Below are 25,289 nucleotides of genomic sequence, written 5' to 3' on the forward strand. Positions count from 1 at the left end.
CCTGGATGCTTCAGTCCGTATCGCGGGTGCGCTTAGGAGCGCAGGGCGACCACGGTCACCCCGTCGCCGCCTTCGTGGCCTTCACCCGGCCGGTACATGCGGATGTACGGAGACTCGGCCAGGTAGTCACGGATGGCCTGCTTGAGTGCCCCCGTGCCATGGCCGTGGATGACGAGCGCGGCGTCTTCTCCGCTGCGCATGCCGCGGTCCAGGAACGACTCCAGCTCCGCCAGCGCGTCGTCCGCGCGCATGCCGCGCACGTCGCAGCGGAAATGGGTGGCCTCCACCTCGGCGGGGGCCGCGGAGGCCGCGCGCTTGATCGCCGCATCCTGCTTCTGGCGCTCCGGGAACTTCGCCTGCTGCGGCTTGCGCGTGCGCGCGCCCGACAGCTCCGTGGTGGGCACGCGCATCTTCAGCGCGCCACCCGCGGACACCACCGCGTGGTTGTCCGCCAGCTCCAGGATTTCCACATCGCGGTTTAGCCCCGAGTGGTGCACCCAGGCGCCCACCTTCAGGTTGGCCGGGCCAGGCGCCTCCACTTGGAACAGCTCCGCCTTGGCGGCCAGGGCGCGCTTCTGCGCCTCGTCCGCGCGCTGCTGGAGTTGCTGCCGGGCCTCGGAGAGGGCCTTCTCGTTCTGCTCGGCTCGAAGCTTCGTCAGCAGCTTCTGCACTTCCGCCGCCGCGTGCTCGCTGGCCGCGTGTACGTCGTCGTTGAACTGCATCATCCGGGCGCGGCGCTCGCGCTCGAAGGACTGCTTCTGCTTCTCCAGGTCGGCCCGGAGCGCCTCGGCCTCCTGGGCCGCCACGCGGGCGCGTTCCAGCTCCTCGTAGAGCTTGCGCCGTTCCTCCTCGGCCGCCGCCAGCGCCTTGGTGAGCGGACCGCCGGCACTGACGGACAGCTCCCGGGCGCGCTCGCACACGTTCTGGGGCAGGCCCACGCGCGCCGCCATCTCGATGGCCGACGACTGGCCCGCGGCGCCAATCTGGAGCCGGTAGGTGGGGGCCATGCGCTTCGAGTCGAAGCCCACGCGCGCGTTGAGGAAGCGCGGGTCCATGTGCGCCAGCGCCTTCAGCTCCTCCAAGTGCGTGGTGACGAGCACCACCACGCCCTTGGACATCAGCTCCTCCAGCACGGCGATGGCGATGGCCGCGCCCTCGCGCGGGTCGGTGTCCGCGGCGATTTCGTCGATGAGGACCAGCGAGCCCTCGCCCACGGCACCGATGATGTCGCGCAGCATCACCACGTGCGCGCTGAACGTGGACAGGCCCTGCTCCAGGTCCTGCGCGTCACCCACGGTGGAGTGGACGGAGCGGTACAGCGGCATCCGGGAGCCTTCGGCCACCGGAATCGGCAGGCCGGCGCGGAGCATCAGCGCGCAGAGGCCCACGCCCGTCAGCGTCACCGTCTTGCCGCCCGCGTTGGGGCCGGAGACGACCAGGGCCGTCGCATCGCCCGTGAGCGTCACGTCGTTGGCCACCACCTCGGCGCCCTTGAGCACCAGGCGCGGGTGGCGCAGCTGCCGCAGCTGCATGTCCGTGACGCTCTCGAAGGCCGGCATGCTGGCGCCCAAGTCCGCGGAGAGGATGGCCACGGATTCGGCCTCGTCCAGCTCCGCCACGGCGTCCAGGCCCTCCAGGATGCGCTCCGACTCCCGGCCGAGCTGGTCGCTCAGGGCCTGGAGCACCTTGCGCTCCTCCTCGGTCACCTCCGACTGGGCGATGGCGAGGTCGTTGCCCAGTCCCACCATGGCCTGGGGCTCCATGAAGAGCGTCTGGCCCGTCTGGCTGGCGTTGTGGACGATGCCGTCCACTTCCGAGCGGTAGTTGGCCACCACCGGCACCACGTAACGCCCGTTGCGGAGCGTGTAGTAGTTCTCGCGCAGCTTGGGGAGGAAGGTCTCATCGTGGAGCATCTCGTCGAGCCGCGACTTGATGCGGCGATGGAGTCCACGTGCCCGGTCCCGGGCTTCGCGCAGCTCCGGGCTGGCGCGGTCGGAGATCTCACCGTCCGGTTCGAAACACTGGTCGATGCGGCGGGCCAGCGGCTCCAGCGAGGGCATCCGGCGGGCAATCTCCACCAGCCGGGGGACGCGGGCCCGGCGTTCATCCAGTGCCTCGCGGGTGCGGACGAAGGCGAACAGGAGCTGCGCCGAGTCGATGAGCTGGCGGGGCTCCAGCATGCCGCCCTTGGCCGCATGGCCGATGGGCGTCCGCAGGTCCGTCACGCCACCCAAGGGGAGGGAGAACTGCTCCTGGGACAACGCGCGCGTCTCCGCGACGAGCGCGAGGGCCTCCGCCACGGCCTCGGGGGTGTCCAGGAAGGGCCGGGCGAGCACCCGCTCCCTGCCGGGCGCCGTCCTGCAGCGTTGCTCCAACGCGCGGAGCACATCCGCGAAGCCCAGGTCTTCCAGCGTTCTTTGCGATATCTGCACGGTCATGGGTTTCATGCGCGGCTGTTCGGCCGTCAAGAGGATCTATTGAGGCGCCCGGGTCGGCTCTGCTATCAGCCGCACATGAGGTGGGTCATCCTGGTGGCTTTGCTGGCGGGCGCGACTGACGCAGCGGAGCCTTCTGCTCTGACACCGGCCTCGTCACGGACGGTGGTTTCGCTCCCGGAGGCCCTGGCCCTGGAGGCGGATGGGAATGATGTGGGCGCCCTGGCCGCGCTGGAGGCCCTGGTTCGGGCCCAACCCGCGTGGGAGCTGCCCCGGTTGGAGATGGCCCGGCTCCTGTTGAAGACGGGAGGCGCGCTGGAGCAGGCGGAGTCCCACCTGAACGCCGCGCTCCAGCAGGCTCCCAATAATCCCCGCGCCTGGTACCTGCGGGGATTGTTGTGGGAGGAGCGGGATGATCGCCGGCAGGCCGTCCAGGCATATGAGCAGGCCGTGCAGCTGCGCGCCTCCTACGAGGAGGCCCGCTTCCGACTCGGGACGCTCTGGCTGGACATGGGGGATCTGCTCAAGTCGGAGTTGCACCTGCGTTACCTGGCACGGCTGAAGCCGGAGTGGGTGCAGGTGCGCCTCCAGCTGGCGGAGGTGCTGGAGAAGCAGGAGCGCCTGCTGGACGCGGAGAAGGAGCTGCTGGCGGCGCGTGGCTTCCAGCCGGCCAGTCCGCTGGTCCTCCGGCGGCTCGCCGACTTCTACACGCGCACGGGGCGGCCCCAGCTCGCGGAGCGGGTCCGCGCGGCGCTGGAAGCCCCTCCGAAGCGGCGAATGCGTGACCTCAAACCATCACGTCGCTGACAGCGAGCAGTCATTCGGTACGCAGTTGCGATTGCACCATCGACGGTGGCGCATACACTGCGCGGGCTTTGAAGACCGCCAACCTCGCCATCGTCTTCACCGACATCAAGGGCTTCACCGAGCGGACCAGCCGGCAGACGCTGGAGGAGAACCAGCGCCTGCTCCAGGTCCACGAGGCCCTGCTGGCGCCGCTGTTCAAGGCGTTTGGCGGGCGCATCGTCAAGTCCATCGGTGACGCGTACCTCGTCACCTTCGAATCGCCCACCCAGGCGGTGCTCAGCGGCATCGCCATCCAGGATCGGCTGTGGCACCACAACCGGACGGTGGAGGTGTCGGAGCAGATTCACGTCCGCGTGGCCATCAACGTGGGCGAGGTGCGGCTGGACGGGAACGACATCTTCGGTGAGCCCGTCAACATCGCCGCCCGGGTGGAGGGCATCGCCGAGGCGGGCGAGGTGTACTTCACCGAGGCTGTCTACCTGGCGATGAACAAGGCCGAGGTGCCTTCCAAGGAAGTGGGCGCCTACGAGCTGAAGGGCATCCCGGGGAAGATTCGCGTCTTCCACGTGCCCCGGGCGCCGTACCGCGTGGAGGCTCCCGCGGCCAGCGCCATCGCCGAGGCGCCGGGCTCCGAATCGATGCCGCCCTTCGGGAACCTGGCCCTGTCCCGCGTGGCGGAGGCTTCGTCACCGGGGGCGCAGGTGGACCTGGCCGTGCTGGGGCAGCGGGCCGCGGCGGGCGCCGCGGTCATCAGTCAACGCGCGGCCGCGGGTGCCACGGTGCTGGGCCAGCAGGCCGCGGAGCTCGGGCGGCAGGCGCGCACGGTGGGCGGTTCGCTCTTTTCGCGCGGCATGGCGACGCTTCCGCCGCAGGTCCAGAAGCACCGCGCGCTGGTGGGCGTGGGCGCGGCCGTCGTGCTCGCGGGCGTCGCGATGCTGGCGTTCAGTGGCGACGAGACGGTGCGCGCCATCAAGGCGGTGGAGCGGGCGCCGGAGGAGGAGCGGACCGCGCTGGCCAAGGACGTCCGGACCCTCATCATGAAGGAGGAGGACTCCGGGCGGCGCAACTTCCTGCTGGGCCGTCTGACGGAAGCGACGGGCAAACCCGATGACGCGCTGAAGGTCTACGCCACGGCCGTGAAGGCCGGCAGCCGCGCCGCGGAGGACCGCCTCATCGAGATGCTGTCGCATGCGCGATGCGACGTGCGCTCGGATGCCGCGTCCACGGTAGGCCGGCTCCAACTGAAGCGGGCGGTGAGCGCGCTGGAGGACCTGAAGTCCGACGGTGGGCCCGATGACGGGGTGCGGACAGGCCTGTTCGGCATTTCCAGGTGCGACTCGAAGGTGGCCGCGGACAGCGCGCTCAAGGGCTTCAAGGAGCGTTGATGTGCCGGCCCTCGGGGCTGGCTGAGGAAGGGAACGCCGTGACGAAGGTGAAGACGGGACTGGACGTATGGGTGGAGCAGGGCTTCTCCGCGTTGAAGGGCAAGCGCGTGGGCGCCATCGTGAATCCCACCAGCGTGGATGCTCGCTTCCGCCACCTGGCGGACCTGCTGTCGGGCGCGGACGGCGTCACGCTGGCTGCGCTCTTCGGTCCGGAGCACGGCATCCGGGGTGAGGCGCAGTACATGGTCGCCGTGGACGAGGCGAAGGACCGCCGCACCGGCGTGCCGGTGTACAGCCTCTACGGCTCCACCTTCGAATCGCTGTCACCCCGGCAGGAGTCACTCCAGGGGCTGGACGCGCTCGTCTTCGACATCCAGGACGTGGGCAGCCGCTACTACACCTACGTCTACACCATGGCGTTGGCCATGAAGGCCGCGGCGAAGGCCCGCGTGCCCTTCTACGTGCTGGACCGGCCGAACCCGCTCAACGGCGTGGCGATGGAAGGCAACCTGGTGGGGGAGGGCTTCCGCTCCTTCGTGGGCCTGTACGCGCTGCCCAACCGCCACGGTATGACGGCGGGGGAGCTGGCCCGTCTCTTCAACGTCCAGGAGGGCTTCGGCTGCGAGCTGACGGTGGTGCCGTGCGAAGGCTGGCGCCGCGGCCAGTTCTGGTCGGAGACGGGGCTGCCCTTCATCTCTCCGTCGCCGAACATGCCCACCGCCGACACCGCGCTGGTGTACCCGGGCATGTGTCTGGGCGAGGGCACCAACGTCTCGGAGGGCCGTGGCACCTGCCGCCCCTTCGAGCAGTTCGGGGCGCCGTGGGTGGACACGGACCAGTTGCTGGCGCGGCTGGCGAAGGAGGAGCTGCCCGGGGTCGCCTTCCGGGCCGTGGGCTTCACGCCGACGTTCGACAAGTACACGGGGCAGTCCTGCAACGGCGCCTTCATCCACGTGACGGACCGGCAGGCCTTCCAGCCCCTGCGCACCGGCGTCGCCATCTTCCAGGCGCTGCATGACATTGGCCCGGACTCGTTCGATTGGCGCGCGGATGCCTACGAGTTCGTCGAGGATGTGCCGGCCTTCGACCTGCTCTGCGGGACGGACCAGGTGCGCCGAGGCATCGAGGCGGGGTGGCCGCTGGAGCGGTTGCTGGAGGGGTTCTCCGCTCAGACGGAAACGTTCGCACGTCACAGGACGTCCTACCTGCTATACGCTTGAGGCGTGATCGGCGTCTTCTCCGACAGCCATGGGGACCTCGAAGCCTTCGACGCGGCCTACGAGCTGCTGCGCTCCAAGGGGGCGCGGCGTTTTCTCTTCGCGGGCGCGCGCTACACGGACCTGGATGAATGGGTGCTGTGGCGGCGGCAGAAGAGCCGGGGCGGGCGTGAGTACTCGGACGCGGACTTCCTGGCGGACGTGACGACCTGGCTGGGCAGCCAGGATGCGCTGCCTCGCACGCCGTCGCGCGCGGAGGCTCCGGCGGACGTGGCGTCGGAGGACGACCGCCGGCTCGTCATGGAGCGCTTCATCCGCGTGCCCGAGCGCGAGTCGCTCCAGTACAGAGACCCCTCCATCAACAACAAGGTCATGGACCTGATGGGGGACACGCTCTGCTGCGTGGTGCACGACAAGAACGATTTGACGCGGGATGACCTGCTCAACGCGCTGCTCTTCGTCCACGGCAAGGAGCCGGAGCCCAAGGTGGTGCAGATTGGCCCGCGCTACTTCCTGACGCCGGGGCGACTGGTGGGCGCCGCCGAGCAGACGTGTGCGCTCCTGGAGAAGGTGGACCGGAACCTGCGCTTCTCCGCGTTCCGCCTGGATGGGCACTCGATAGTGGAGCCCCAGGTCATCGTTCTGGAGAAGAAGTCCCCGAAGTTGTCCCTCAAGTGACGTGAGGCCCGCCGTGCAGGTCGCGCTCCTCGGAGGCTCGTTCAACCCGCCCCATGTGGGGCACCTCATGGCCGCCACGTACGTCCACGCCACCCAGGACGTGGACGAGGTGTGGCTGATGCCGTCCTGGCAGCACCCGTTCGGTAAGCAGATGGAGCCCTTCGAGCATCGCGTCGCCATGTGCGATGCGCTGTGCGCGGAGACATCGGGCTGGCTGAAGACGAGCCGGATCGAGCAGGAGCCGGGACTCTCCGGCCGCACGGTGGACACGCTGACCCTGCTGGTGGCGCGGCATCCGGACATCCGCTGGTCGATCATCATCGGCAGCGACATCCTGCGCGACCTTCCGCATTGGAAGGACTTCCACCGCATCGAGGAGCTGTCGCGGGTGATGGTGCTCAACCGCGCGGGGTACCCGGCGCCGAACACACTGGGGCCGCCGCTGGCGGAGGTGTCGTCCACGCTGATTCGCGACCTGCTCGCGCGCGGCGAGGCTCCGTCGGACCTGGTGCCCGCGCGCGCCATTGCCTATGCGCGCGAGCACGGCCTCTATGGCCTGAAGCGGACGCCGTAGCGCCGCCGTCCCCCGCTACATGGCTTCTATTCCGTTGATACGCTTGCGTAAAAACCAGGGCAGTTTGAAACTCGCGATGGCCGTTCTTTCCTGGAGAAACATCGCATGAATTCGAAGCTCGTGTTCGCTGCCGTGGCCCTGCTGTCGACGTCTGCCTTCGCCGAGGAGGATCTCAAGCCCGCGCAGGAGGAGGCGAAGGCGTCGTTCGAGGAGAAGATCTCCGAGGCTGTGAATGCCGCGAACGAGAAGTGTGGCACCAAGCTCACCGTCAAGACCGACTTCCAGAACTTCAAGCCGGAGGCCTGGGCGAACTCGAGCTATGGCTCCTACTGTGAGGCGGCCATCAATGGGATCACCAGCATGTGCGAGCGCCCGGCCTACAAGAAGGCGATTGCGAAGAAGGTGACCGGCATGTCGTGCCTGTTCGGTGGCGTCAAGCCGCCCGAGAAGAAGGACGGCACCAACGACGCGACGCTGCGCAATCTCTCGCTCGACAAGGGCACGCTGACGTACCGCATGAGCGTGGACCACACGAACATCGAGGACAACACCAAGGCGACCCTCGAGAAGGCGCTGAACTGATCATGGCGCGGAGGATGGCGATGGTGCTCCTGCTGCTGTGGGCCCAGGGGGCCGTGGCGGCGGAGTCACTTGAGTCGTTGGCCCTCAAGGTCTATCGGGGCACCGACGGGCAGTCCATCGAGGTCGTGACGCTGGCGCCCCGGGAGGCGTCGGAGGTGGTGCTGCGGCTTCAGGGCACCGACTCCGAGCAGGATGGCCTCTCGGTGCGCGGCAAGGCCCGGGACACGGGGCGGGGTGTTGATTACGTCGTCCGTCATCGCGGCGCGGACTGGGTGCTGCTGTCCCAGCGCGCTGGCGATTACGAGGCCTTCGTTCCCGGGAAGCCATCCTTCCGCGTCAAGTTCAGCCAGGAGGCGACGGACAAGGCGTCTGCCTCCGAAGTGCTTTCCGCGCACCTGCTGCAACGGGAGTCCGGGCGGCTCGCGGCCTTCGAGAAGAAGGCCTGGCCCCACCTGGAGAAGAAGTACACCGCGCGCGCCGCCGAGGCCATGGCGGCGCTGCGCAAGGCGTGTGGCGCGTCACCGACCTTCACGTTCGACTGGAAGACCTTCGACGATGCGGTGATGGCGGAGCTGGACGTCTGGGCGGTGTGTGCGCCGCTCGCGACGCGGGCCCGGGAACGCTGTTCCGCCGTGAAGGATGTCACGGTCCTCACCTGTCGCTTCGGGCCTGCGCTCGCATTCGAGCGGGGTGCCGACGCGCTCATCTTCACTACCACTCAAGGGGGCGCGGCCGAGGGGCCCGCGTTCCTGGACGGGAGGCTCAAGTGACGCGTCGACTGCCCATGGTGCTGGCGTACCTCCTGGCGGCGCCGGTGCTGGCTCGCCCGGCCGCCACGCTCGAAGACCTCCGGGCGCTGGCCGTGCAGAAGTCCTGGGCGGAGCTGCTGGAGCGCGCGGAGGAGGTTCCTCCCGCCACGCGCTCCGACGCATGGCGCGCGCTCGTGACGGAAGCCGCGACGGCCGAAGTCGAATCGGCCATGGCTCCGGACGACAAGGACCCGTTCGCCACCGCCCGGAAGGCGCGCGCTCTGGGGCAGCGGTATACGTTCCTCGCCAAGGCGCCTGGCTTCTCCTCGGCGCGCGATGCGCGAGGATTGAAGGACCTGGAGCGTTGCCTCGAGATCGAGCGGAGTGGCTGCATCGACACGTACCGGGAGCTGACGGGGGACGCGAGCGCTGAGACGACGCTCCAGGCCGCGAGGCTCGTGAAGAGGGGCCACTTCGCCTACGTCGCGATGCCGCTCTTCGCCTCGGCGGTGCGGGGTGGGAAGGAGGCTGGCGCCTGCAAGGACGAGGCGCTCGCGGAGGCGGTGCTGGCCGCACTGGACCTGCCCGCGACGGATGCCCGCGCGGGTGATGCGAGGAAGGTGGCGTTCGAGTGGTGCTGGTCGGCGCTCGGCGCGAGGCTCAAGAGCGCGACGGTGGGCGCCTCGTCCTACTTCCTGGCCAACACCTGCCAGCCCATGCGGGCGCGGAAGGCGCTGACGGAGCTGCCGGACGACCTCTGCAAGGACGAGGGGCTGTGAGCGACATGGAGTGCAAAACCAAGGTTCGTGATTCGCGAGCAGGTTGAGGGGTAAGCAGCCGGGGCAGGCCCACAAGTCAGAGCCCGAAGCCGATGAGGTGCAGGTGGTCCAGGCCCTGCTCGAAGCGGTAGGCGTATTGGTAATAGAGGGACACCGGAACCGCCTGCCCGAAGGTGAGGTGCAGTGACGCGGAGGCCCCCACGGCCGCATGGTTGGCGCGGTTGTCGGTGCGGGCCAGCGAGCCGAAGGCCTCGACGCCGACGTCGCGCACGAAGAGGGACGGGAAGAGCCACAGCGTGGAGGCCCATCCGTAGTCGATGGGGACCCGGTACTGGTACGTCGCGGAGCCGATGAGCGCGTTGCGCGCGCGAATCTCCAGGTCCTCGTAGCCGCGCAGGTACTCGCTGAAGGCGATGCCCGGCTGCAACTGCAGGGGCAGGGGGGCGGTCTGCTGGCTCTCGCGGTTGGCGTACCAGATTTGCCCCGCTCTCAGGCCGCCGACCTGGAGCAGCCCGGACGGCGCGCCGGGGAGGAAGCGCCCCACGGCGGTGAGGCGGAGGTTGTCGCGCCCCGTGAAGGGAAGGCCCCCCGTGAAGGCGTCGAGTCCCAGGCGCACATCGCCCATGGTGGAGTCCTGGAGGAATGCGCCGGGGTACACACCCGCGGCCGCCGTCATGCCCAGGCCGCGCTGGGTGCTGCCATAGGACGTGGCGTCACCCGCGAAGTACGACACGGAGACCTCCGGGCCGACGATGCGCGTCAGCATGCGCGGGAAGCGGTCCGTGGCGTCGTACTCGCGGCGCAGCGCCAGCACGCCGAAGGTCACCGGCGTCGTCCAGAACGAGCGCGAGGCGAAGGCCGTGGCCTGGAGGTCCGTGCGCTGATTCTGGCGGATGTACGCGCCCGACACCTGGATGTACCAGGGCGCGAGTTGCGCGTTGCCGTAGGCCAGCGAGAGGCTGGGGGCGTCTTCGCGCGAGTCGAAGGAGAGCAGCAGCGAGTACGCGTGGAAGCCGAGCCGGTCCTGTCCCGCCAGGGCCAGCCCGCCCATCACGTACGTGTCGTCCGTGTTGTCGGGGTCGGCTCCCGCGAGCAGGTAGGGCACGCGGAGCTCGGGGATGAAGAAGCGCTCCAGCGGCGAGTAGGGCTCGTCCGAGAGAATCTGGAGCTCCGTGCCCGGGTCAGGCGGGGCTTCGACAGGACCGTCGAGACCCGTGAGCGCCGTGGGCGCGTCTTCGGCCGCGGGAGATGGGGACGGCGGTGCGGTGTCCTCGGTGGCAGGCTGCTCCGAAGGGGGCCCAGGAGGGGGAGGTACGGCGCCCTCGGCAGGGCTGGTGGGGAGCTGCTCGGAGGGCGGTGCTCCAATGCCCGGCGCGTCCTCTGACGGCGAGGGCGGTTGCGCAGCATGGGCCTGGACCGGCGCGCCGGGCATGGGGAACGCGGCGAACTCGGACTCGGACTCGGAAGGTGCGGCCGTGGGCGCTTGCTCCGACTCCGATGCCGGAGTCTCCGTGCGCACTTCGGGGAGCCGGGGCGCTCCGGGTTCGGTCTCGGGAGACGTAGCCGAAGGGTGGGGCGCCTGCGCCAGCACCGTGTGCCGTGCCACCTCCACGCGCGCAGTGCCAGCGTCGGCCTCCGCTGGCGCAATGGGCTCCAGCGGCGCGCGATCGATGGTGAAGTTCAGACCGTCCCGGTTGAGGAACACGACCTCCTCGGTCCCCACGGGATGGACGTCCATCACCACGTGTGGCGCGTCCGTGATGCGAACCACCTCTCGCGTCGCCACCGTGAGGACGTGGGCCTGCAGCCGCCCCTCATGTTCCCGGAGGAACACGAGGCGTTCATCATCCAGCCACCTGGGCGAGTAGTTGAAGCGGCCATCGCGCGTGAGCCACCGAAGGCGTCCATCCGCTTCCCGCAGGACCAGGTCCCAACCCGCGTCCCCTGAGAGTGGGAAGACGACCCGCTCGCCATCCGGTGCGACCGCGGGCGGCCCCACGGAGGTGCTGGCGCCGAAGTCGGTGAGGGCCTTCCGGGTGTCCGTCTCCAAATCCAGCCGCACCACGTTGGCCGAATCCCCATCGACGCGGACGTAGACGTAGGCCGACTCGTCCGGCGTGATGCTTCCGCCCATCCCCGCCACGTCGTCCCAGAGCCGCACGACGTCACCCGTCCGTGCATCCACCTTCCACAGGCGCGCGGTGTAGCCGCCTTCGACGTTCAGGTCGGCCATCACCAGGTACAGCCACGCCCCATCGCGGCTGAACGACATGCCGCTGACCAGCGTCGCGGAGCCCAGCACCCAGCGGCGCCCGGGCAGCAGCTCCACCAGTGGCCGTTCGAAGCGCACGCGGCCGTCCGGCTCCAGCACCGTCAGCCGGGTGTAGCGCTCCCGGCCCACGCCAATCGTCGCGGTGGTCCCCGTGGCCGCGTGTGAGGTCAGTCGGGAGAAGTAGCCCGCGTCGGGCACCCACGTCCGTTGCGACGCGGGCCGCTCGCGCACCTGGAGGTCCCGCCGTAGCGACTGCGTGTACTCCGCGAACAGCGAGCCGATGTCCCGCCCGTACACACGCTTGAAGCGCAGCGTCACCGCCAGCGGAGGCGCCAGGGAGCCGCCCTGTTCATCCACCAGCTTCCACAGCTTCGACTCCCCGTAGCGCTTCGCGAGGTACTCCACGAAGTGCATGCCGGTGATGTAATTGCCGCCGAACGGGTCCAGCGCGCGCTGCTCGGGGGACAGGTAGCCGGGGTTCAGCCGTCCACCGGTGGCCTGCACCACGGAGTCGTACCAGCCGCGCCAGATGGGGCTGTGCGGCCGGCCCGCGTTCTTGTCGAACTGGCCTTCGTAATAGGTGGCCAGGCCCTCCAGGAACCACGACTCCGTATAGGAGTTGGGCTGGAACAGGCCCCCGGTGACGAGGTTGAGGAAACCCCAGACCCCGTCCGTCTGCTGGAGCTGCACGTAGTGGACGGCCTCGTGGCAAGCCACGTCGCCGACGTCCACCTCGCCCAGGTTGAACAGGTGGAACAGCTCCAGCGTCAGGTGGGAAGGCATCACCATCTGCTGAGGCGTGCTGGCGTAATCCGGGACCACGTAGGCGTTGTTGAAGTTGGAGCTCGTCAGGTAGACGAGCACCCGGTCCCGCTTCTTCTTCCCCCACGTCTGCTCGTGGAGGCGGGCCACGCAGCCCTCCAGCCGCGACGCCATGCGCAGGGCCGCGCCCCGGAGCTGGGCGGGGTAGTAGAGCTCCAGGGACTCGGTGGTGAGCTTGCGCATCTCGTCCCGAGCGAACGAGGCCTGGATGTTCTGGGGGAAACGGGGTGTGACGAAGGCACACCCGCCGTTTGTCAGCAGGAGACAGGTGGCGAGGACAGCCCAGCGAAGCCACCAGCGGGAAGCGGGCATGCGGGCCATCCTACAGGCCACAAATCGTAGCCACGACCGCGAATTTCACGGTAAGGGATGGCCCCGTCGCCTTCCTATTTCCGAGTCTGGATTCCGCCATGTCCGAACCCGCCACCCAGGCGCATCCCGTTCCGCAGCACGTTCACAATGCCCAGATGCAGGTCGCCACTGCCCTGGAGCAGGCCACCGGCAAGCCGGTCGACCTGCTCAATGCGCCCTGGGTGGAGATTGAACCCGCCATCGCGCAGCTGACTGGCGGCCAGTTCCAGGTGAACAAGCCGGAGCACCAGACCATCGCGCTGGGCCTGGCGGGGGCGTTCGCCCTGCGGCTCATCCAGGAGCACCAGGCCTTCTGGTTCCCCAACCGCGACTCGCCGGAGGGCGCCACGCTGGGCTTCCCGGAGGCCATCATCATGCTGTCGCCGTTCGGCGCGGTGATGGATTCGCTGGGGCAGGGCAAGCTGGCCCGCCTGGAAGACCTGGCTGCGGACATCCGCCGTTCGCTGGGACAGGCCCGCTTTGGCGGCAACCCGGCGCAGGCCCTGGGAGGCCAGGCGCCCAAGCTGACGCCGGTGGACTACCAGCGCCTCTTCGACCCCGGGTTCCTCCAGTTCGTCGTCCTGGACCCGAAGAAGGCCGCCACGGCCCTGGAGACGAAGCCGGACGGGCTCGCTCGGGACGTGCGCAACGCGCTGGGCCGCACGCAGCCGCCGCTGCCGCCCGAGGCGCGCCAGCAGTTCGAGGGGCAGATCGTGCAGTCCCTGCAGCGCCTGGACACCACCAAGTCGCTCATCGACCAGGCCGAGCGCGCGCCGCGTCTGGCGGAGTTGATGGCGCACCTGTTCGGCACCATCGGTGGGACGGGCTCGGCGCCCGAGGACTTCTGGCACGACCTGGTGCTGCCGCTGCTGTTCATCGGCACCCCGGCCAACTTCCCGCCGCTGGACGAGGAGGAACTGGAGATGTTCCGCCAGGGCGCGGACCCGCTGCCGCTCTTCGTGGACCTGGTGCCGCACGCGCACAAGGCCCCCGACGAGGGCCTGCTGGGCGCGTTCGAGATGAGTGACATCGGCCTGGTGCACCCGGGCTTCGGCCGGGTGGGCGCGCTTCGCCTCATCCGCATCAACGCCGCGCGCATCCAGTCGCTGTTGGAGCAGTTCGACCCCGCGAAGACGGCGGAGACGCTCCAGCGCTTCACGGAGTACGTGGCGAAGGCTGCCGGCAAGCCCGCCACCGAGTCGCCGCAGGGCAAGGAGATGCTGCAGGCCGCGCTGACGCTGCTCTCCGACCTGAAGCGCTCCGTGACGCAGGTTCAGGGCGGCGAGTTGTCCCTGCGCCGGCTCACCGAGGCCGAGGCCGCGTCCGAGCAGGCCCTGGCCGTGGTGCGCAAGGCCCTGCAGGGTTCCATCATCCTGACGGCTTGAGCAGCCGTTCCAGCGCGGCGCGCGACGTGGGCTCCAGCCGGTCTCCGGCCAGCCCCAGCGCGCGCCGCGACAGCAGCCGATAGAGGGGGGCGACGTCCGAGGGGAGCGCCTCCAGGTGCGCCGCCACCACGCCGGAGTCTCCGCGGACGATGGGCCCGGTGAGTCCCCCCGCGAGACCCCGGGTCTCCAATCCCCTCAGCGCCGAATGCATCAGCGGCAACAGGGCCGCCAGTGCGTCCGTTGGAGGGATTCCCGCGGCGCCCAGGGCCGCCACCGCCGCATCCGCCAGCGACACCAGGCCTCCAGCGCTGAGCACCGCGCCCGCGTGGTAGGCCGCGCGGTGGGCTTCTGGCACCTCGATGACGCGGAGCCCCGCGTCCGCCGCCATGTGACGCAGCACCTCCCGCAGCGTGCGTGACGGGGTGCTCACCGCCACGGTGCTGCCCGCCAGCGAGTCACGTGGCGAGGAGACAGCGCAGAGCGGATGGAACGAGCCGCGACTCCGGCCCTTGGCCGTGCCCAGCGCATCGAGCGAGAGCGCGCCCGCAGTGTGCACCAGTGCTGCCGTGCGGGGGAGGGTGGTGGACAGTGTCTGTGCGACGGCGGGCACCGCCGCGTCCGGAACGCACAGGAGGATGACGCGGGCCCGCTTCAGGTCCGCGGGAGCGGCCGTCTTCAAGCCGAGTGCTTCCGCGCGCTCGCGGCCTTCATCCGTGCGGGAGTGAATGTGCACGGGCCAGCGCTTCGCCTGGAGCGCCAGCCCGAGGGCGCCACCCAGGCGGCCCATCCCGACAATCACGACGGGTGGGCGCCGTTTCGAAGGCCCTGCGCGGCGGCGGGGGCCGGGGCTCATCGCTCGCGCTGGAACTGAAGCTGTCCGGAGTTCACCGCGATGCGCACGCGGTCGCCCGTGCCGAACTCACCCGACAGGATGCGCTCCGCGAGGGGGCCCTCCACCAGCCGCTGCACCATCTGCCGCATGGGGCGCGCGCCCAGCTGCGGGTCGAAGCCGCCGGACTTCAGCAGGTGGCCGACCACGTCGTCGCCCGCCACGTATTCGATGCCGCGCTCGGTGGCCAGGCGCTTGCTGCTCTCCTCCAGCAGCAGTGTGGCGATGCGTGCCACCTCCACCTCCGCCAGGGGACGGAAGGGGAGCCGTTCGTCGATGCGGTTCCACAGCTCCGGCGGCAGCGCCTTGCGCGCCACCGAAGATGCCATGTCCATGGCGTCCCCGGGGCCCGCGGAATCCGCGCCGAAGCCCACTGGGCGGCCGGTGCGGGAGAAGGCCTCCGCGCCCAGGTTCGTCGTCATGACAATGACGGTGTTGGAGAAGTCGATGTGGCGCCCCTTGCCGTCCGTCAGGCGGCCTTCCTCCAGGACCTGGAGGAGGAGCATCTGCACCTCGCGGTGCGCCTTCTCGATTTCGTCCAGCACCACCACCGACGAGGGCCGGCGGCGCACGGGCTCCGTGAGCTGTCCGCCCTCACCGAAGCCCACGTAGCCGGCGGGCGAACCGATGAGGCGCGAGACGCCGTGCTGCTCGGACATCTCGCTCATGTCCAGGCGCACCAGCGCGTCGCGGTTGCCGAACAGCACGTCCGCCAGCGCGCGGGCCATCTCCGTCTTGCCCACGCCCGTGGGGCCCAGGAAGAGGAAGCTGCCCATGGGGCGGCGCGAAGCGAAGCCCGCGTAGTTGCGGCGGATGACCCGGGCGATGCGCGTGACTGCCTCCGAGTGCCCGATGACGCGCTCCGCCAGGTCCTGCTCCAGCCGGAGCAGCCGCGACGAGTCGTTCATCAGCAGGCGCTCCTCGGGAACGCCCGCGAGCTTGGCCACCACGCGCGCCACGTCGGCGGGCTCCACCACGTCGCGGCCCTCGCGGTGGCAGCGGCTGCCCGCCAGGTCCACCACGGAGATGGCCTTGTCCGGCATGAAGCGGTCCGTCACGTAGCGGCTGGCGAGGGATGCCGCGGCCTCCAGCGCCTCGGGCGTGAAGCGCAGCCCGTGGTGCTCCTCGTAGCGGCCGATGACGCCGCGGAGGATCTCCACCGTCTCCGGTACGGAGGGCTCGTTGACCACCACGGCGGTGAAGCGGCGCTCCAGGGCCGGGTCGGTGCTGATGAACTTGCGGTACTCGTCGTGCGTGGTGGCGCCGATGCAGGGGAACTCACCGCGCGCCATGGCCGTCTTCAGCTCGTTGGCCGCGTCCTGCGGACCGTCACCCGTGGAGCCCGCGCCCACCAGCGTGTGGATTTCGTCGATGAAGACCACCACGCGGCCCTCGGCGCGGCGGACCTCTTCCTTCAGCGCGTTGAGCTTCTCGGAGAACGAGCCGCGCAGCTGCGTGCCGGCCACCAGCGTGGCCATGTCCAGCTCCACCAGCACCTTCTCCGACAGCGACCCACGCAGCTCGAGCAGGCGCTGCGCCACGCCCTCCACCACCGCCGTCTTGCCGACGCCAGGCTCGCCCAGCAGGCAGGGGTTGTTGGTGCGCCGCTTGCCCAGGATGTCGATGACCTCCTCGACCTCGCGCGCGCGGCCCACCACCGGGTCCAGGCGGCCCTCGTGGGCGGCCTGGCTCAGGTTGCGGCCCAGCGAGGTGAGCAGGGGATAGGCCTTGGCGTCGAGCACGGGCGACGCGGCGGCGGACTGCGCCGGCCGGCCCGCGGGTGCAGGGGCGGCCGTGGAGGTCGGGGCAGGGGACGGCGCGGCGCGTGCCACGGGCGCGGGCGGCGGCGCTTCCGGCTCCTCGTCCACGTCGATGAGATCGCGCGGCGACAGCGCGGGCGTGCTGTAGCGCGGAGGGGGTGGCGGCGCGGTGAAGGGCGGGGGCGACGACGGCGGGGCGCCGGGCCGGGAGCGCGGCAGGCTCAGCGTGACGGCGGAGGCCGGAAGGGGAGACGGCGGCGCGCCCAGGGGGCGGCTCGCGGGCCGGGGGCCCAGGGTCTGTGACCGGCCCAGTTGGAGGCGGCGCGGCATGTGACCACTGGTGAAATAGGACATCGCCACGCGCATGAGACCGCCCAGGTCCAGCCCGGCCTGTAGCAGCAGTTCCTGGGCCGCGCAGCGCACCCGGGCCACGGCGATGAGCAGGTGGAGGCAGTCCGCCTCCTGGGAGCCCACATTGGAGGCGATCTCCCGGGTCTTCTCGCGCAGCTCCCGGAGCAGGCTGTCCGGCTCCGCGGGAGCGGCCGTCAGCAGCTGGAGGATGGCGTCCTCGTCCACGCCTCGCTCCTTGAGCAGCAGCTGTGCACGGTTCTCCACCGTGAAGAGCGCCAGGAGCACGTGGGCGGAGGTGACCCTCTGAACCACGCTCTGTGCGATGTCATTCGCTTCGTGGAGGACCTGCGCGAGGTCCGTGCTATCGACCATTCGAACTCCGGCAAGCGACCAGACGAGCGCAATACACCCTCTTGGGGCGTCCGGCAAAATTTCCGCTACAGGCCGCTACATGTGCCGTAAAGCCCTGGAGTAGAAAGCGTCCGTCAGCGGAATTTGGCTGGCTGCCTGCCTGTTCGGCACCTTTCTTCGGCTGGCCAGGCAATTGCCTGAGGACGAGCGACGTACTTCGCTCCGAGACCTCCACCACCATATGACTTCTCTTGCTCAACCGGCCCGCGTCTTCGTCGATCCCCTCGATGGGACCCGTGCTGCCGTCGAGGCGCGCCGATGGGTGTGGCCTCTCCTCATCCTGGCCCTGTGCGTGTCCGCTTCCGGGACGCTCTTTTCCCTCCGTTGGGACGTCGCGCCTGACGTCATCCGCCAGCTCCAGGGTTCTGGTCAGCTGATGGGGCTGTCGGAGGCGGACCTCACGGACAAGATCCAAACGGAGTCGCGAAAGGCGCTGGTCGGTGGCATCGCCAAGGGCGTCATCCTGATGCCGCTGATGGCGCTGCTCCTGGCCTGCATCCTGTGGGTGGCCAGCTGGCTCTTCGACCGGCCCGCGTCCTTCGAGCAGTTGCTGTCCGCGGCCGTGCTGGCGCTGCTGCCCATCGCGCTCTACCACCTCATCCTGACCCTCTGCGTCGCGGCGCAGCACTCGATTACCGTGGCGCGGGTGATGAACCTCGTACCGTCGAATCTGGGAGCCGTGTTGCAAGGCCTGAGTCCGAAGATGCAGCGCGTGGCGTCCACCGTGGACTTCTTCAACCTCTGGAGCACGGGCCTGCTGGGGCTGGGCTTCTCCGCCGCCACCGGGATGAGCCGTGGGCGCGCGTTGCTGCTGGCGGTGGCGCTGTATGCCATGTACGCGGGCATCTTCCTCATCGGCCTTCCCGCCCAGGCAGGTGTGCAATGAACGCCTTCGTGCTCGCGGTCGCCCTGGCCGCCGCTCCCTCGGACTCCGGTACTTCCATCACCCTGGACCAGGCACGCGCGGAGGGCCGGCAGAACGTCGCGGCCATCCAGGCCCTGCTGGACGTGGCCATCGCGGACGAGGACGTGAACCTGTCTCGCTCGGTGCTGCTGCCGCAGCTCTCGCTCGATGCGTCGGCCGGTAAGATCTGGTTCGGCCGCAGGCAGGAGTTCACCACGGTTCCGGACCCGGCCAACCCGGGAGGCTTCATCCGCAACGCGGTGGAGACGCCCTCCACCAGCACCCAGAACTACGACCTGGGCTTGTCGCTCACGCAGATCATCTACGACCGCGCCCGCTGGAAGCAGTTGGAGCAGAGCGGCGTGGTGCGTGACGCGCAGAAGGGGCAGGCGCGGGAAGAGGCGGACACCTCCGAGCTGGAGGCCATCCGCCGCTTCTTCACCTTGTACCGCACCCAGGCCACGCTCCAGGTGCTGAAGGCCACCGTCGAGCGCAGCGAGCAGCAGGTGGAGCGGGCCCAGGCCCTCTTCCACGCGGGCCGCACGGGCAAGAATGAAGAGATCACCGCCACGGTGAACCTGGGGACCGACCGCATCAACTACACCGCCAGGCTCGGGCAACTGGTCAACGACCAGTCCCAGCTCGCTGTGTGGCTGGCCCGGCCGGGCACCGAGGTGCTGACGGCCCAGGACCCGGGCGTGCTCACGACCGAGCCGCCGCCCGCGCCGTCAGTCAACGAGGCGCTCGCGTCGGCCCGAGCGTACCGGCCGCTGCTCAGGACGCTGGAGTTGCGCATCCGCGCCGCGGAGCTGAAGCAGTCCATTGCCCGCTCGGAGTACCTGCCGCGCCTGGTGGCCCAGGGCCTCTACAACCGCGGCGGTCCGGACGCCTCGCTGGTGTTCACCGAGCCGCGCCTGCAGAACCGCTTCACTGCCGCCGTCGGGTTGAGCTGGGACCTGTTCACCGGTCTGTCCACGGGGGCGAGCTCCCGTCGCGCCGAGGCGGATATCCGCAAGGCGCAGCTGACGCTGGAGCAGACGGCGCGGGAAATCGAAGGTGAGGTTCGCGCAGCGCACCGCACGCTGGAGGCCCAGTTGGAGGCCGCCCGCCTGGCTGCGCAGAACGTCGAGGCCGCTGTCCAGGGCCTTGAGATGCAGGAGGCGCGCTTCCGCGCTGGCGCGGGCTCCACCCTGGAGGTCCGCGACGCGCAGCTGAGCCTGACGCGCGCTGAACTCGCCTTGTTGGAAAACAGGATCGATGTCGAAATCGCCCGCTATTCATTGCAGCGGGCCATGGGCGCCCTGAGCCCGGGAGAGTCGAAATGAAGTGGTGGAAGGGTGCCATTGCTGGCGCGTTGTTCCTGGGTGCTGCGGCCATCACCGCGGGCGGGTTGAAGGACCGTCCTCCGCCGTCGCTCGAAGTCCAGCTGTCGAAGGCCCGCAAGGGCTCCATCACCCGCACCATCACCGGCGCGGGCAAGGTGCAGGCGGCCACGACGGTGAAGATTTCGTCCAGCCTCTCCGGTGACCTGGTGGAGCTGGCGGTGAAGGACGGCGAGGCGGTGACGAAGGGGCAGGTGCTGGGCCGCATCGATCCGCGCCTCTACCAGGCCGCGCACAAGCAGGCCTTGGCGTCGCTGAACGCCTCCCGCGCCGACGTGCAGGTGGCGGAGGTGGAGGTGGGCCGCGCGCAGTTGGAGCTCGCGCGCGTGGAGGACCTGGCGAAGAAGGGCCTTTCGTCCACCGCCGAGGTGGAGACGGCGCGGGCCACGAAGAACACGGGGGATGCGCGGCTGGCGTCGGCCAAGCAGATGCTTGCCCGCAACATGGCCATCGTGGACCAGGCGCAGACGGACCTCACGCGCACGACGCTGGTGTCGCCCATCGACGGCAACGTCATCGAGCTGTCGCGTGAAGTGGGTGAGCGTGTTCGTGGCTCGGACCTGTCCGAGGACGTGGTGATGACCATCGCCGCGCTCAGCGCCATGGAGGTGAAGTTCGAGGTGGGCGAGCACGAGGTGGTGCACCTCAAGCCGGGCCAGCCCGCGGAGATCACGCTCGACGCACTGGAGGGCCAGACGTACTCGGGCTCCGTGGTGGAGATTGCCCAGAAGGCGCTCATCAAGAACGAGGGCACCGAGGCCGAGGTGACGAGCTTCCCCATCACCGTCGCGCTGGACACCCGTCCGCCCAACGTGCTGCCCGGCATGAGCTCCGAGGTGCGCATCTCCGCGGAGACGCACAATGACGTGGTGCTGGTGCCCATCCAGGCGGTGACGGTGCGCTCGGAGCGCTCGCTGCCGGACTACAAGGCGCCCATCGAAGGCGGTGGGCTGACGGCGAAGCGGACGGAGTCGCTGGCCAAGGTCGTGTTCGTGGTGGACAGCAGCAACAAGGCGCAGGTGCGCCGCGTGCAGACGGGCATCGCCTCCGACACGGAGCTGGAGATCGTCTCCGGACTCAATGATGGCGACCGGGTGATTGAAGGTCCGTACCGGACGCTGTCGAAGGAGCTGAACGACGGCGACATCGTGCGTGAGCCGGAGCAGGGCGCGGGAATGAAGGGCGGTCGGAAGTCGTGAGTCAGGCCAGCGGCGCGGGACCGCTCATCCAGGTGGAGAACATCACCCGCGTCTTCCACGTGGGTGGAGAAGAGGTGCGCGCGCTGCGCGGCGTCTCCTTCGGCATCAACCGGGGCGAATGGGTGGCCATCATCGGCCAGTCCGGCTCTGGCAAGAGCACGATGATGAACGTGCTCGGCTGTCTGGATACGCCCAGCAGCGGCCGGTACATGCTGAACGGCAAGGACGTGTCGCGCATGAGCGACGACGAACTCGCCGTCATCCGCAACGTGGAGATTGGCTTCATCTTCCAGACCTTCCAGCTGCTGCCCAAGGAGACGGCCCTGGCCAACGTGGAGCTGCCGCTGGTGTACCGGGGCATTGGCGCGCGGGAGCGGCGCGAGCGGGCCAAGGCGGCGCTGGACAAGGTGCAGCTCACCCACCGCATGCACCACCGGCCCAACGAGCTGTCCGGTGGTCAGCGCCAGCGCGTGGCCATTGCCCGCGCGCTGGTGTCCGAGCCCTCCATGCTGCTGGCCGACGAGCCCACGGGCAACCTGGACTCGGCGACGGGTGAGGAGATCGTCCGCCTGTTCGAGCAGCTCCACAAGGCGGGCCACACGCTGGTGCTCGTCACGCACGAGCCCAAGTTGGCGGCGCGCTGCCCCCGGGCCATCCGCCTGAGCGACGGAGAGATTGTCGCGGACGGCGACGGCCGCACGGTGGCCATGGGGACGGCGACGGACGTGCTGAACGCGGGGGGCGCATGAGCCAGCGCTCCGCCTTCCGCGTGGATGTGCTGGAGGGCGCACGCATCGCGGTCTTCTCCCTGAAGGCCAACCGCCTGCGCACGGTGCTGACCACGCTGGGCATTGGCATCGGCGTGGCCACGCTGCTGGCCATCGTCGGCATCATCCAGGGGCTCAACACGTCCTTCCACAAGCAGTTGGCCACCTTCGGGGCGAACACGATGTACGTGTCCAAGTGGCCCTGGATGATCAAGGGCGACTGGTGGAAGTACCGCAACCGGAAGAACTTCACCCTGGAGCAGATGCACCGGCTGCGCACGCTGGCGCCCTTCGTGACGGCCATGTCCCCGGCGGTGTCACGACTGTCGGACGTGGCGCATGGCGGCGAGCAGATGTCCACCGTGCGCATCCAGGGCGTGACGCACGAGTACCTCAACATCTCCGGCTACGAAATCACCGGTGGGCGCTTCCTCACCGAGGCGGACGACGCGACGACGCGGCCGGTGGCGGTGGTGGGCGCGGACGTGGTGGACGGGCTCTTCCCGGGCGTCAGTCCGGTGGGGCAGTCGATTCGCATCGACAACCGCACCTTCCAGGTGGTGGGCACACTCAGCCGCAAGGGGAAGATGGTGGGGGAGAGCATGGACCTCATCGTCTTCATCCCCTTCAAGACGTTCTATTCGAGCTTCGGCAAGGGCCGCAGCTTCGAGATTGCCATGGCGGTGGAGGATGCCTCGCAGATGCGGTCCGCGGAGGACCAGCTCACCGGCATCATGCGGCGCGTGCGCTCCACGCCTCCGGGGGCAGAGGACGACTTCTCCATCAACCGGCCGGAGGCCATGGCGCAGACGTACGAGCAGCTCACGGGCGCGCTGTACGGCGTGGCCGTGGGCGTGGGGCTCATCACGCTGCTGGTGGGCGGCATCGGCATCATGAACATCATGCTGGTGTCGGTGCGCGAGCGGACGCGGGAGATTGGCGTGCGACGCGCGCTGGGCGCCCGGAAACGGACCATCGTCTTCCAATTCCTGATGGAAGCCTCGAGCGTGTCCGCGGTGGGAGGCCTGCTGGGGACAACCGTGGGCTTGGGCACGGCCAAGGTGGTGTCGCTCATCACGCCGCTTGCGGCGGACGTGCAGCCGATGACCGTGGTGGCGGGGGTGGGCTTCGCCGCGCTGGTGGGCCTGCTGTTCGGCATCTGGCCGGCGGCGCGCGCGGCGAACCTGGACCCCGTGGAAGCCCTTCGGTACGAGTAGCGCGATGCGAGCGTTCCTGGACAATTTGCGGTTGGCGTTGGGCACCTTCCTGGGCAACCCGCTGCGCTCGCTGTTGACGCTGCTGGGCATCGTCATTGGCGTGGCGACGGTCATCACCATGATGGGGCTCATCGAGGGCCTGCGGGTCAAGGTGAACAACGACCTGGGACGGATGGGGGCCCACACCTTCCAGGTGACGAAGTGGCCCGCGGGCGGCTTCGGGCGCATCAACTGGGCCAAGTTCGCCAAGCGCAAGGACTTCGAGATGCCCGACTCGCGGGCCATCGAGGAGTCCTGCCCGTCGGTGGGGACGGTGGTTCCCACCGACGACGAGGGTGGCCAGAAGCTGGCCACGGCGAGCTCGGAGACGCGGCCTTCGGTCCGCGTGTTCGGCACGCCCGCCAACTACCCGTTGGTGAGCGGGGTGTCGGTGCAGGCCGGGCGCTACTTCAATGAAGTGGAGGCGCTGGACGGCCGCTACGTGGTGCTGCTGGGGACGGACGTGTCGGACGCGCTCTTTCCGGGCATGAATCCGGTGGGCCACGAGGTGCGCATCAAGGGCCGGCCCTTCCGCGTCATCGGCCTGCTCCAGAAGCGGGGGAGCATGCTGGGCATGTTCAGCCTGGACAACCAGGTGATGATGCCGCTGAGCGTCTTCCACCAGCTCTACGGGAAGAAGCGTTCGCTGGACATCAGCGTGCAGGCGAAGTCCCCGGAGCTGTTCAGCAAGGCGCAGGACGAGGTGGCCTCGCTGATGCGCCGCCGCCGCGACGTTCCGGCGAACATGCCCAACGACTTCGAATTGCACACGAACGAGTCGGTGACGGCGTCGTTCAATCAGCTCTCCCAGGTCATCACCATCGCGGGCGTGGGCGTGTGCCTGCTGTCCCTGGTGGTGGGCGGCATTGGCATCCTCAACATCATGCTGGTGTCGGTGATGGAGCGGACGCGGGAGATTGGCGTGCGCAAGGCGCTGGGCGCGCGCAAGCGCCGCATCCTGGGACAGTTCGCCACGGAGGCGGTGCTGCTGTCGCTGATGGGCGGTGCCCTGGGCCTGGGCCTGGGCTTCGGGCTGGTGTTCCTGGGGAACTGGATGATGGGCTTTCCCATGCAGGTGCCCCCGTGGGCGGTGGGCCTGGCCCTGTTCATGAGCTGCGGCGTGGGGCTCCTGTTCGGCATCTACCCGGCGGCCCGGGCGGCGAAGTTGGATCCAGTGGAGGCCATGCGGGCGGACTGAGGGCGGTGGTTCCCGGTGACGGGCGCCACCCTTCGCGTTAAGCACAGCCCATGGCGCCTCGCATTGGAACGCTCTGGGACTCCGTCGGAAACACCCCGCTGCTGCGCATCGGCTCGCTGAGCCGGCAGACGGGGTGTGAAATCCTCGCGAAGGCCGAGTTCATGAATCCCGGCGGCAGCATCAAGGACCGCGCCGCGAAGGGGATGATTCAGCGCGCAGAGGCGCAGGGCCTGCTGAAGCCGGGCGGAGCCATCTTCGAGGGCACCGCGGGCAACACCGGCATTGGCCTGGGGCTCTTGGGCCGCGAGCGCGGGTACCGCGTGGTCGTCACCATGCCGGACAACCAGGCCCGGGAGAAGTACGAGCTGCTGGAGGCCATGGGCGTGGAAGTCCGCAAGGTCCCCGCGGTGCCCTTCGCCAATCCCAACCACTTCTTCCACCAGGCCCGCGTGCTGGCGGAAGCGCAGGGCGGCTTCTGGGCGAACCAGTTCGAGAACCCGGCCAACGGCGACTACCACTACGAGACGACGGGCCCCGAAATCTGGGAGCAGTGCGAGGGCCGCGTGGACGTGCTGGTGGCGTCCGTGGGCAGCGGTGGGACGATGGGCGGCGTCAGCCGTTACCTGAAGGAGAAGAACCCCTCCGTGCGCGTGGTGTTGGTGGACCCGCCGGGCTCGGGTCTCTTCACCTACGTGCGCGAAGGGCGCATGGAAGGGCCCGGTTCTTCCGTCACCGAGGGCATTGGCATCATGCGCCTCACGGAGAACTTCCGCCGGGCCCGCGTGGACGAGGCCATGCGCCTGGGTGACCAGGAGATGGTGGAGATGCTCTATCACCTGGCGCGCGAGGACGCGCTGGTGGTGGGCACATCGGCGGCCCTCAACGTGCGCGCCGCGTGGGAGCTGGCGCGACGTCACCGGGGCGAGGGGCTGCGCATCGTCACCTTCCTGTGCGACCACGGCAGCCGCTACGCGTCGAAGGTGTTCAACCCAGAGTTCCTCGCGTCCAAGCAGCTGGAGGTCAGGCCACTTCCCGTGGATTGACAGTGCGGGGTACTCGGGTGGCCGTGCTGCAATTCAACACCCTGGGACTGCAATGACTCTCCCTTGAGCCTGTGACGTCTGCTGTTACAGGGC

General features: G+C 69.3%; 20 protein-coding genes. 16 read left to right on the top strand and 4 right to left on the bottom strand.

The window, feature by feature from the left end; translation table 11 throughout:
• Positions 1 to 32: 32 nt before the first annotated feature.
• Positions 33 to 2,438 carry an endonuclease MutS2 gene (locus tag F8M74_RS14545; protein ID WP_141254553.1) on the bottom strand — a complete coding sequence of 802 codons (2,406 nt, stop codon included), beginning with the start codon at positions 2,436 to 2,438 and terminating at the stop codon, positions 33 to 35.
• Between the two features lie 75 nt (positions 2,439 to 2,513).
• Here F8M74_RS14545 and F8M74_RS14550 point away from each other — a divergent pair, with 75 nt between their 5' ends.
• From F8M74_RS14550 to F8M74_RS14585, 8 genes are all read left to right on the top strand, one after another.
• The gene (locus tag F8M74_RS14550; RefSeq protein ID WP_011554192.1) at positions 2,514 to 3,242 is read left to right on the top strand and encodes a tetratricopeptide repeat protein; all 729 of its coding nucleotides are present in this window, start codon (positions 2,514 to 2,516) and stop codon (positions 3,240 to 3,242) included.
• Positions 3,243 to 3,310: 68 nt separating this feature from the next.
• Positions 3,311 to 4,627, top strand: coding sequence for an adenylate/guanylate cyclase domain-containing protein (locus tag F8M74_RS14555; protein ID WP_171410270.1), 1,317 nt, complete (start codon positions 3,311 to 3,313; stop codon positions 4,625 to 4,627).
• Positions 4,627 to 5,847, top strand: coding sequence for an exo-beta-N-acetylmuramidase NamZ domain-containing protein (locus F8M74_RS14560; protein WP_141254543.1), 1,221 nt, complete (start codon positions 4,627 to 4,629; stop codon positions 5,845 to 5,847). Before F8M74_RS14555 ends, F8M74_RS14560 begins: the two co-directional genes overlap by 1 nt.
• A gap of 3 nt (positions 5,848 to 5,850) precedes the next feature.
• Positions 5,851 to 6,522 carry a hypothetical protein gene (locus F8M74_RS14565; RefSeq protein ID WP_141254544.1) on the top strand — a complete coding sequence of 224 codons (672 nt, stop codon included), beginning with the start codon at positions 5,851 to 5,853 and terminating at the stop codon, positions 6,520 to 6,522.
• 1 nt (position 6,523) lies between these two features.
• Positions 6,524 to 7,096, top strand: coding sequence for a nicotinate (nicotinamide) nucleotide adenylyltransferase (gene nadD, locus F8M74_RS14570; RefSeq protein WP_011554188.1), 573 nt, complete (start codon positions 6,524 to 6,526; stop codon positions 7,094 to 7,096).
• A gap of 105 nt (positions 7,097 to 7,201) precedes the next feature.
• Entirely contained in the window at positions 7,202 to 7,678 is a 477-nt protein-coding gene (locus tag F8M74_RS14575; protein WP_141254545.1) for a hypothetical protein, read from the top strand.
• A gap of 14 nt (positions 7,679 to 7,692) precedes the next feature.
• Positions 7,693 to 8,448, top strand: coding sequence for a hypothetical protein (locus tag F8M74_RS14580; RefSeq protein WP_228560144.1), 756 nt, complete (start codon positions 7,693 to 7,695; stop codon positions 8,446 to 8,448).
• Positions 8,445 to 9,206 (top strand): hypothetical protein, encoded by a 762-nt coding sequence (locus tag F8M74_RS14585; protein ID WP_228560142.1) that lies wholly within the window; start codon positions 8,445 to 8,447, stop codon positions 9,204 to 9,206. The genes F8M74_RS14580 and F8M74_RS14585 overlap by 4 nt, the downstream gene beginning before the upstream one ends.
• 76 nt (positions 9,207 to 9,282) lie before the next feature.
• Here F8M74_RS14585 and F8M74_RS14590 read toward each other — a convergent pair whose 3' ends face one another.
• Positions 9,283 to 12,621: a hypothetical protein gene (locus F8M74_RS14590; RefSeq protein ID WP_216620050.1), complete on the bottom strand. Its 3,339-nt coding sequence runs from the start codon at positions 12,619 to 12,621 to the stop codon at positions 9,283 to 9,285.
• A gap of 89 nt (positions 12,622 to 12,710) precedes the next feature.
• Here F8M74_RS14590 and F8M74_RS14595 point away from each other — a divergent pair, with 89 nt between their 5' ends.
• Positions 12,711 to 14,036 (top strand): hypothetical protein, encoded by a 1,326-nt coding sequence (locus F8M74_RS14595; RefSeq protein ID WP_141254547.1) that lies wholly within the window; start codon positions 12,711 to 12,713, stop codon positions 14,034 to 14,036.
• Here F8M74_RS14595 and F8M74_RS14600 read toward each other — a convergent pair.
• Positions 14,020 to 14,889 carry a Rossmann-like and DUF2520 domain-containing protein gene (locus F8M74_RS14600; RefSeq protein WP_216620051.1) on the bottom strand — a complete coding sequence of 290 codons (870 nt, stop codon included), beginning with the start codon at positions 14,887 to 14,889 and terminating at the stop codon, positions 14,020 to 14,022. The two genes, F8M74_RS14595 and F8M74_RS14600, sit on opposite strands and share 17 nt — an antisense overlap.
• Positions 14,886 to 17,408, bottom strand: a complete 2,523-nt coding sequence (locus tag F8M74_RS14605) for an ATP-dependent Clp protease ATP-binding subunit (protein ID WP_163884433.1) — start codon at positions 17,406 to 17,408, stop codon at positions 14,886 to 14,888. The genes F8M74_RS14600 and F8M74_RS14605 overlap by 4 nt, the downstream gene beginning before the upstream one ends.
• A gap of 172 nt (positions 17,409 to 17,580) precedes the next feature.
• Between F8M74_RS14605 and F8M74_RS14610 the strand changes: the two genes are divergently transcribed.
• The 7 genes from F8M74_RS14610 to F8M74_RS14640 are packed head-to-tail and all read left to right on the top strand — an operon-like array spanning position 17,581 to position 25,196.
• Entirely contained in the window at positions 17,581 to 18,333 is a 753-nt protein-coding gene (locus F8M74_RS14610) for a YIP1 family protein (protein WP_141257069.1), read from the top strand.
• Complete coding sequence (locus F8M74_RS14615) at positions 18,330 to 19,676, top strand: TolC family protein (RefSeq protein ID WP_141257070.1); 1,347 nt, start codon at positions 18,330 to 18,332, stop codon at positions 19,674 to 19,676. The genes F8M74_RS14610 and F8M74_RS14615 overlap by 4 nt, the downstream gene beginning before the upstream one ends.
• On the top strand, positions 19,673 to 20,932 hold the full coding sequence (locus F8M74_RS14620) for an efflux RND transporter periplasmic adaptor subunit (RefSeq protein ID WP_141257071.1): 1,260 nt from the start codon (positions 19,673 to 19,675) through the stop codon (positions 20,930 to 20,932). The genes F8M74_RS14615 and F8M74_RS14620 overlap by 4 nt, the downstream gene beginning before the upstream one ends.
• The gene (locus F8M74_RS14625) at positions 20,929 to 21,681 is read left to right on the top strand and encodes an ABC transporter ATP-binding protein (RefSeq protein ID WP_141257072.1); all 753 of its coding nucleotides are present in this window, start codon (positions 20,929 to 20,931) and stop codon (positions 21,679 to 21,681) included. The genes F8M74_RS14620 and F8M74_RS14625 overlap by 4 nt, the downstream gene beginning before the upstream one ends.
• Positions 21,678 to 22,916: an ABC transporter permease gene (locus F8M74_RS14630; RefSeq protein ID WP_090490608.1), complete on the top strand. Its 1,239-nt coding sequence runs from the start codon at positions 21,678 to 21,680 to the stop codon at positions 22,914 to 22,916. Before F8M74_RS14625 ends, F8M74_RS14630 begins: the two co-directional genes overlap by 4 nt.
• Positions 22,917 to 22,920: 4 nt before the next feature.
• Positions 22,921 to 24,153 carry an ABC transporter permease gene (locus tag F8M74_RS14635; RefSeq protein ID WP_141257073.1) on the top strand — a complete coding sequence of 411 codons (1,233 nt, stop codon included), beginning with the start codon at positions 22,921 to 22,923 and terminating at the stop codon, positions 24,151 to 24,153.
• A 50-nt stretch (positions 24,154 to 24,203) separates the two neighbouring features.
• Positions 24,204 to 25,196, top strand: coding sequence for a cysteine synthase A (locus F8M74_RS14640; protein ID WP_141257074.1), 993 nt, complete (start codon positions 24,204 to 24,206; stop codon positions 25,194 to 25,196).
• Positions 25,197 to 25,289 lie beyond the last annotated feature (93 nt).

The organism is Myxococcus sp. CA023, assembly GCF_010998615.1.
Taxonomy (GTDB): Bacteria; Myxococcota; Myxococcia; order Myxococcales; family Myxococcaceae; genus Myxococcus.